Source organism: Neisseria sp. P0022.S010 (assembly GCF_051956635.1).
This window is the reverse complement of sequence record NZ_JBQCXF010000195.1, coordinates 1-5,243: the sequence shown is the minus strand read 5'-3', so window position 1 is coordinate 5,243 and position 5,243 is coordinate 1. Positions and strand designations below refer to the sequence as shown.

6 protein-coding genes and 1 pseudogene are annotated in these 5,243 nt (G+C 48.2%); all 7 read right to left on the bottom strand.

The window, feature by feature from the left end; translation table 11 throughout:
• Nucleotides 1–260: pseudogene (locus ACTHUT_RS13530) on the bottom strand (hypothetical protein); the annotation flags it as partial.
• A complete protein-coding gene (locus ACTHUT_RS13525; RefSeq protein WP_039856202.1) occupies nucleotides 229–513 on the bottom strand; it encodes a helix-turn-helix domain-containing protein in 285 nt (94 codons plus the stop codon). The pseudogene ACTHUT_RS13530 and the gene ACTHUT_RS13525, both read right to left, overlap by 32 nt.
• 96 nt (nucleotides 514–609) lie before the next feature.
• Nucleotides 610–2,265 (bottom strand): AMP-binding protein, encoded by a 1,656-nt coding sequence (locus tag ACTHUT_RS13520; RefSeq protein WP_250590249.1) that lies wholly within the window; start codon nucleotides 2,263–2,265, stop codon nucleotides 610–612.
• Between the two features lie 94 nt (nucleotides 2,266–2,359).
• The gene (mnmA, locus tag ACTHUT_RS13515; RefSeq protein ID WP_440418888.1) at nucleotides 2,360–3,463 is read right to left on the bottom strand and encodes a tRNA 2-thiouridine(34) synthase MnmA; all 1,104 of its coding nucleotides are present in this window, start codon (nucleotides 3,461–3,463) and stop codon (nucleotides 2,360–2,362) included.
• Nucleotides 3,464–3,589: 126 nt separating this feature from the next.
• Nucleotides 3,590–4,069 (bottom strand): copper chaperone PCu(A)C, encoded by a 480-nt coding sequence (locus ACTHUT_RS13510; RefSeq protein WP_003683197.1) that lies wholly within the window; start codon nucleotides 4,067–4,069, stop codon nucleotides 3,590–3,592.
• A gap of 131 nt (nucleotides 4,070–4,200) precedes the next feature.
• A complete protein-coding gene (locus ACTHUT_RS13505) occupies nucleotides 4,201–4,584 on the bottom strand; it encodes a diacylglycerol kinase (RefSeq protein ID WP_049350673.1) in 384 nt (127 codons plus the stop codon).
• Nucleotides 4,585–4,650: 66 nt separating this feature from the next.
• On the bottom strand, nucleotides 4,651–5,243 hold a 593-nt coding region (gene gshB, locus ACTHUT_RS13500), incomplete at its 5' end, for a glutathione synthase (RefSeq protein WP_440418887.1).

Sequence of the window (5,243 nt, the reverse complement as noted above, 5' to 3'; positions counted from 1 at the left end):
GCAATGCGCCTTTGCCCGTAGCGTCCTTTATGCCGTTCGTAGATTTCGGCGATAAGGGCTTTGTCGGCTGCATCGGGGTCGGGCCGGTCTTGATGGTGGTAGTAAAAGCTGCTTTTGGGCAGGTTTGCGATGTGCAGCAGGTATTTGAGCGGGTGTTGCGCCCTCAGTGTTTGGACGGTTTGGCTTTGTCCTTTTCGGTCCGCTTTTTGCTGAGGGCTTTCAACTCCTTTAGGTAGGCAACCTTTGCGCGCATATAGCACAACTCTTCGATAAGCTCTGCCTGTGTTTTTCGTGGTCGGGTTTATCTGCGATGAAGGGGTTTTTGCGGTGGTCGGTCATGGTTTTGGATTGTGGATGTTCGAGTGCGCCGATACCGCCTTCCTGATAGGCGCGTATCCATCGTCGCAGGTGGGTTCGTGAGATGCCGTAGTGGTCTGCGGTACGCTGTTGGCTGCGTATGTGCAGGTAGTGGAGTACGGCTTGGTATTTGAAGTGTAATGTATATTTGCTCATAAAAAAACTGCACCTTGTGAGTTGGAGGGGGGGATGTCCAACTTTGGGGGTGCAGTTCAAAACTTTCAGACGGCCTTATCATACTGTTTCTATATATCAGCGCAGCTCGCGGCGCAGGATTTTGCCAACGTTGGATTTTGGCAACTCGTCGCGGAATTCGATGTCTTTCGGCACTTTATAAGCGGTCAGTTCTTTGCGGCAGAAATCGATCAACTCTTCCTTAGTCAAAGATGGATCTTTGCGTACAACGAAGACCTTAATCGCTTCACCGGTTTTCTCACTTTTCACGCCGATACAGGCGACTTCCAAGACTTTGTCGTTGCCGGCCACCACTTCTTCGATTTCGTTCGGATACACATTGAAACCGGATACCACAATCAAATCTTTTTTGCGGTCCACCAGCTTCAGCCAGCCTTTTTCATCCATCACGGCAATGTCGCCGGTCTCCAAAAAGCCGCGTGCATCGATTGCTTTGGCGGTTTCTTCAGGACGATTCCAATAGCCTTTCATCACTTGCGGGCCGCGCACCCACAATTCGCCCGGTTGTCCGATAGGCACTTCTTTGCCGTCTGCATCACGCAATTCGACCTCGGTTGAAGAAACAGGCAGACCAATACCACCGCTGTAAGCTTCGATATTCAAAGGATTACAACATACGCCCGGACTGGCCTCGGTCAAACCGTAAGCTTCCACAATCGGCGTATCGGTAATTTGTTTCCATTTTTCCGCCACGGCTTTTTGCGTTGCCATACCGCCGCCCAAAGTCAGCTTCAAACGGGAAAAATCAACTTCGGCAAAATCCGGACGGTTGACCATCGCATTAAACAGAGTATTCACACCGATGAATACGCTAATCGGCTCTTTTTTCAATTCACCGATAAATCCTTTCATATCGCGCGGATTGGTAATCAGGATGATTTTAGAACCGGTATTCGCAAAGATCATCAGGTTCACCGTCAAGGCAAAGATATGATACAGCGGCAACGCGGCAATGACCGTTTCTTTGCCTTCGTGCAGGCTGTTTTTAATCCATTCTTTTGCCTGCAACATATTGGCGCAGATATTGCCGTGGCTGAGGACGGCGCCTTTTGCCAAACCGGTCGTGCCGCCTGTATATTGCAGCAAAGCAGTATCGTCGCGTGTCAACTCGACTGGTTTGAACGTATTTGCCGCACCTTGCTTCAAGGCCGTCTGAAAAGTCACGGTATTGGGAATGCGGTATTCCGGCACCATTTTTTTCACTTTGCGGATGACGAAGTTCATCAATGCGCCTTTAATCATGCCGAACATTTCGCCGACCGACGCGACAATTACATGTTTGATTTGCGTACGCGGCAACACCAGCTCCAACGTATTGGCAAAGTTCTCCAACACGACAATCGTTGTCGCGCCGCTGTCTTTCAACTGATGCTCCAACTCGCGCGGTGTATAAAGCGGATTGGTATTCACTGCCACCAAGCCTGCCTGCAGAATACCGAAAAGCGCAATCGGATATTGCAAAACGTTCGGCATCATAATCGCCACACGCTCACCGCGCGGCAGTTTCAATACATTTTGCAGGTAAGACGCAAAATCGGTCGCCAACTTGCCCACTTCGGCATAAGTCAGCGTTTTACCCATGTTTTGAAAAGCAGGTTTATCCGCAAATTTCTCGACACTTTGACGGAATACGTCGCTGATGGAGCTGTATTGAGAAATATCGATTTCAGGGTTTACGCCTTGTTCATAGCTTTTGAGCCAGAGTTTTTCCATATTGATCAGTCTTTTATTGAGTTATTTTTTGAAGTCGAGGCCGTCTGAAAGGCTTTATTTCAATCTGCTACTTCGTTTTCAGACGGCCCTTTTATTAAGTAGTAATAATGACAGGCTTGTCGGTGGACATGATGATACCGCCGCCCAAGCACACATCGCCGTCGTACAGTACCGCAGATTGTCCGGGAGTTACTGCCCATTGTGGATCGTCAAAGACAAGCTCGATGGTTTCATCATTCAAGTAACGCAACGTACAAGGCGCGTCGGCCATACGGTAGCGCGTTTTGCAGGTATAGCGTCCTTCTTTCGGACGTTCGGGCAATGTAAAACTCAAATCGTTCATAATCAGGCTTTGCGTATAAAGCAAAGGATGATCATGACCTTGCACGACAATCAGTTCGTTTTTGGTCAAATCCTTGGCCGCGACAAACCATGGTTCGCCTGCGCCGCCGATACCCAAGCCTTTGCGTTGACCCAGCGTGTAAAACATCAAGCCGACGTGTTCGCCGACTACTTTGCCTTCAGGGGTAACCATTTTGCCATTATTGGTTGGCAGATATTTTTGCAGAAATTCGCGGAACGGACGTTCACCGATAAAGCAAATACCGGTACTGTCTTTTTTGGTTGCAGTCGGTAATTTGAATTCTTCGGCAAGACGGCGGACTTCAGGCTTTTCTAACTCGCCCAATGGGAAAATCGCGCGCTCAAGTTGGAAAGGTTTGAGGCGGTACAGGAAATAACTTTGGTCTTTGTTTTGATCCAAGCCTTTGAGCAGGTAATGCACGCCATTGCGAACTTCTTTGCGGGCATAGTGTCCGGTGGCAATGGTATCGACGCCCTGCTCAATGGCATAATCCAAAAAGCATTTGAATTTGATTTCGGCATTGCACAAGACATCCGGATTTGGCGTGCGGCCTGCGCTGTATTCTTTGAGGAAATAGGCAAATACATTGTCTTTATATTGCGCGGCAAAATTGACGATGTCGATATCGATACCGATGATATCGGCAACGGCAATGGCATCAAAGGAGTCTTGTTTGATGCTGCAATATTCGTCGTTGTCGTCATCTTCCCAGTTCTGCATGAACACGCCGCTGATTTGATGGCCTTGCTGTTTGAGCAGGGCCGCGGTAACAGATGAATCGACGCCGCCGGAGAGGCCGACGATGATGTTTGTTGGTGTGTTAGTAGTATTCATGAGGGGAATGTGGGTTTCAAATGCATTTTTTAAAGCGTGATTTTAGCACATTTTGATTTAACGACAGAAAAGGCCGTCTGAAAGCCCAATGACTTTCAAACGGCCTTTATATGCAAATTCAAGCAATTAGTGCTGATGCGCGCCACCGTGACCATGACCGTGACCGTGATCCATGCCGGATTGCGGTGCGGTTTTCACTTCCAGTTGTACGGTTTGAGGTTTGGCATTTTTGAATTTCAGGGTAACAGGTACTTTTTCGCCTTCTTTCAGCGGTTTTTTCAGACCCATGAACATAACGTGGTAGCTGCCTGGTTTCAGCTCGGTTACGTCTTTTGCTTCCAGCGGGATGCCGCCTTTAACTTCGCGCATGCGCATTACGCCGTTGTCGTTTACATGGGTATGTACTTCGATACGCTCGGCTACCGGGCTGCTGCCGCCAACCAAGAAGTCTTTTTTAGCTTCATCGTTGTGGATTTTCATGAATGCGCCACCCATTTTCATACCTTCAACGGTAGAACGTGCCCAACCGTCTTCAATATGGATACCGGCTGCAGATACGGAAGTTGCTAAGCCTGCCAGAATCAGGGTTGCCATTAATTTTTTCATGTTTTGCTCCTTATGTTTGCCAAATGGCTGGGATATACAGCCTTCATCTTACAACCGAAGGCCGTCTGAAAACTTTGATATAGATTAAGTAATACTATCTAATCCTAATGAATTACCATATTACCACATTTCTAAGCAGTTAATGCAACAATCCAAACAATAAATAACATTAACAAAGCCATCAGTTGCGCGGCCGAACCGGCATCTTTGGCACGCTTGGCCAGCTCGTGTTTTTCAGTAGAGGTATGGTCAACAGCTGCCTCGATGGCGGTATTAAACAATTCGGTAATCAGTGAAATAAACGATGCGACAACAAGCACCATTTTGGTGACCGGGCCGAAATCAAGGAACAAAGCCAAGACAATTAAAATCAGGTTCAGCCAAAAAACTTGGCGAAATGCGCTTTCATAACGATACGCGGCAGCCAGTCCGTCTTTGGAATAACCAAACGCATTGATAATGCGCTTGATACCGTTTTTTCCTTTTTTCTCGGAAGCGTAGGAAGATGGTTTCATCATATACTCAACATAAAAAGGCCGTCTGAAAAAACGGTCGGATCAATTTTCAGACGGCCTTTGGATTTATTGTTTTGCCCAAGATGCCACGGCATCTGCAAACATGGCGGCAACGTTGAAATCTTTTTGCTTCATGATTTCTTGGAAGCCGGTCGGGCTGGTTACGTTGACTTCAGTCAGGTTGCTGCCGATGACATCCAAACCTGCAAGCAAAATACCACGGCGCTTCAATTCAGGCGCAAGGGTTTCTGCGATCTCACGGTCGCGCTCGCTCAATTCCTGCGCCACACCGCGGCCGCCGGCAGCCAAGTTGCCGCGCGTTTCGCCATTTTGCGGAATGCGCGCCAAAGCATACGGAACGACTTCCCCGCCGATAATCAGAATGCGCTTGTCGCCATGTACGATTTCAGGAATATAACGTTGTGCCATGATGGTGCGTGAATCAAGCTGCATCAGGGTTTCCAAAATACTGCCGATATTGGGGTCGGATTCGGTCAGGCGGAAAATGCCCATACCACCCATGCCGTCCAAAGGTTTGATGATGATGTCGCCGTGTTCTTTCAAAAAGGCACGGACATCGGCGGAACGTGTGGTAACCAAAGTCGGCGCGGTAAACTGGCTGAAGTTCAAAATCGCCAATTTCTCATTGAAATCACGCA

Bases quoted from the DNA above. Each gene is read 5' to 3' on its own strand.
- ACTHUT_RS13520 (WP_250590249.1), bottom strand. From the start codon at position 2,265: ATGGAAAAACTCTGGCTCAAAAGCTATGAACAAGGCGTAAACCCTGAA.
- ACTHUT_RS13505 (WP_049350673.1), bottom strand. From the start codon at position 4,584: ATGAAACCATCTTCCTACGCTTCCGAGAAAAAAGGAAAAAACGGTATC.
- ACTHUT_RS13510 (WP_003683197.1), bottom strand. From the start codon at position 4,069: ATGAAAAAATTAATGGCAACCCTGATTCTGGCAGGCTTAGCAACTTCC.
- ACTHUT_RS13525 (WP_039856202.1), bottom strand. From the start codon at position 513: ATGAGCAAATATACATTACACTTCAAATACCAAGCCGTACTCCACTAC.
- mnmA (WP_440418888.1), bottom strand. From the start codon at position 3,463: ATGAATACTACTAACACACCAACAAACATCATCGTCGGCCTCTCCGGC.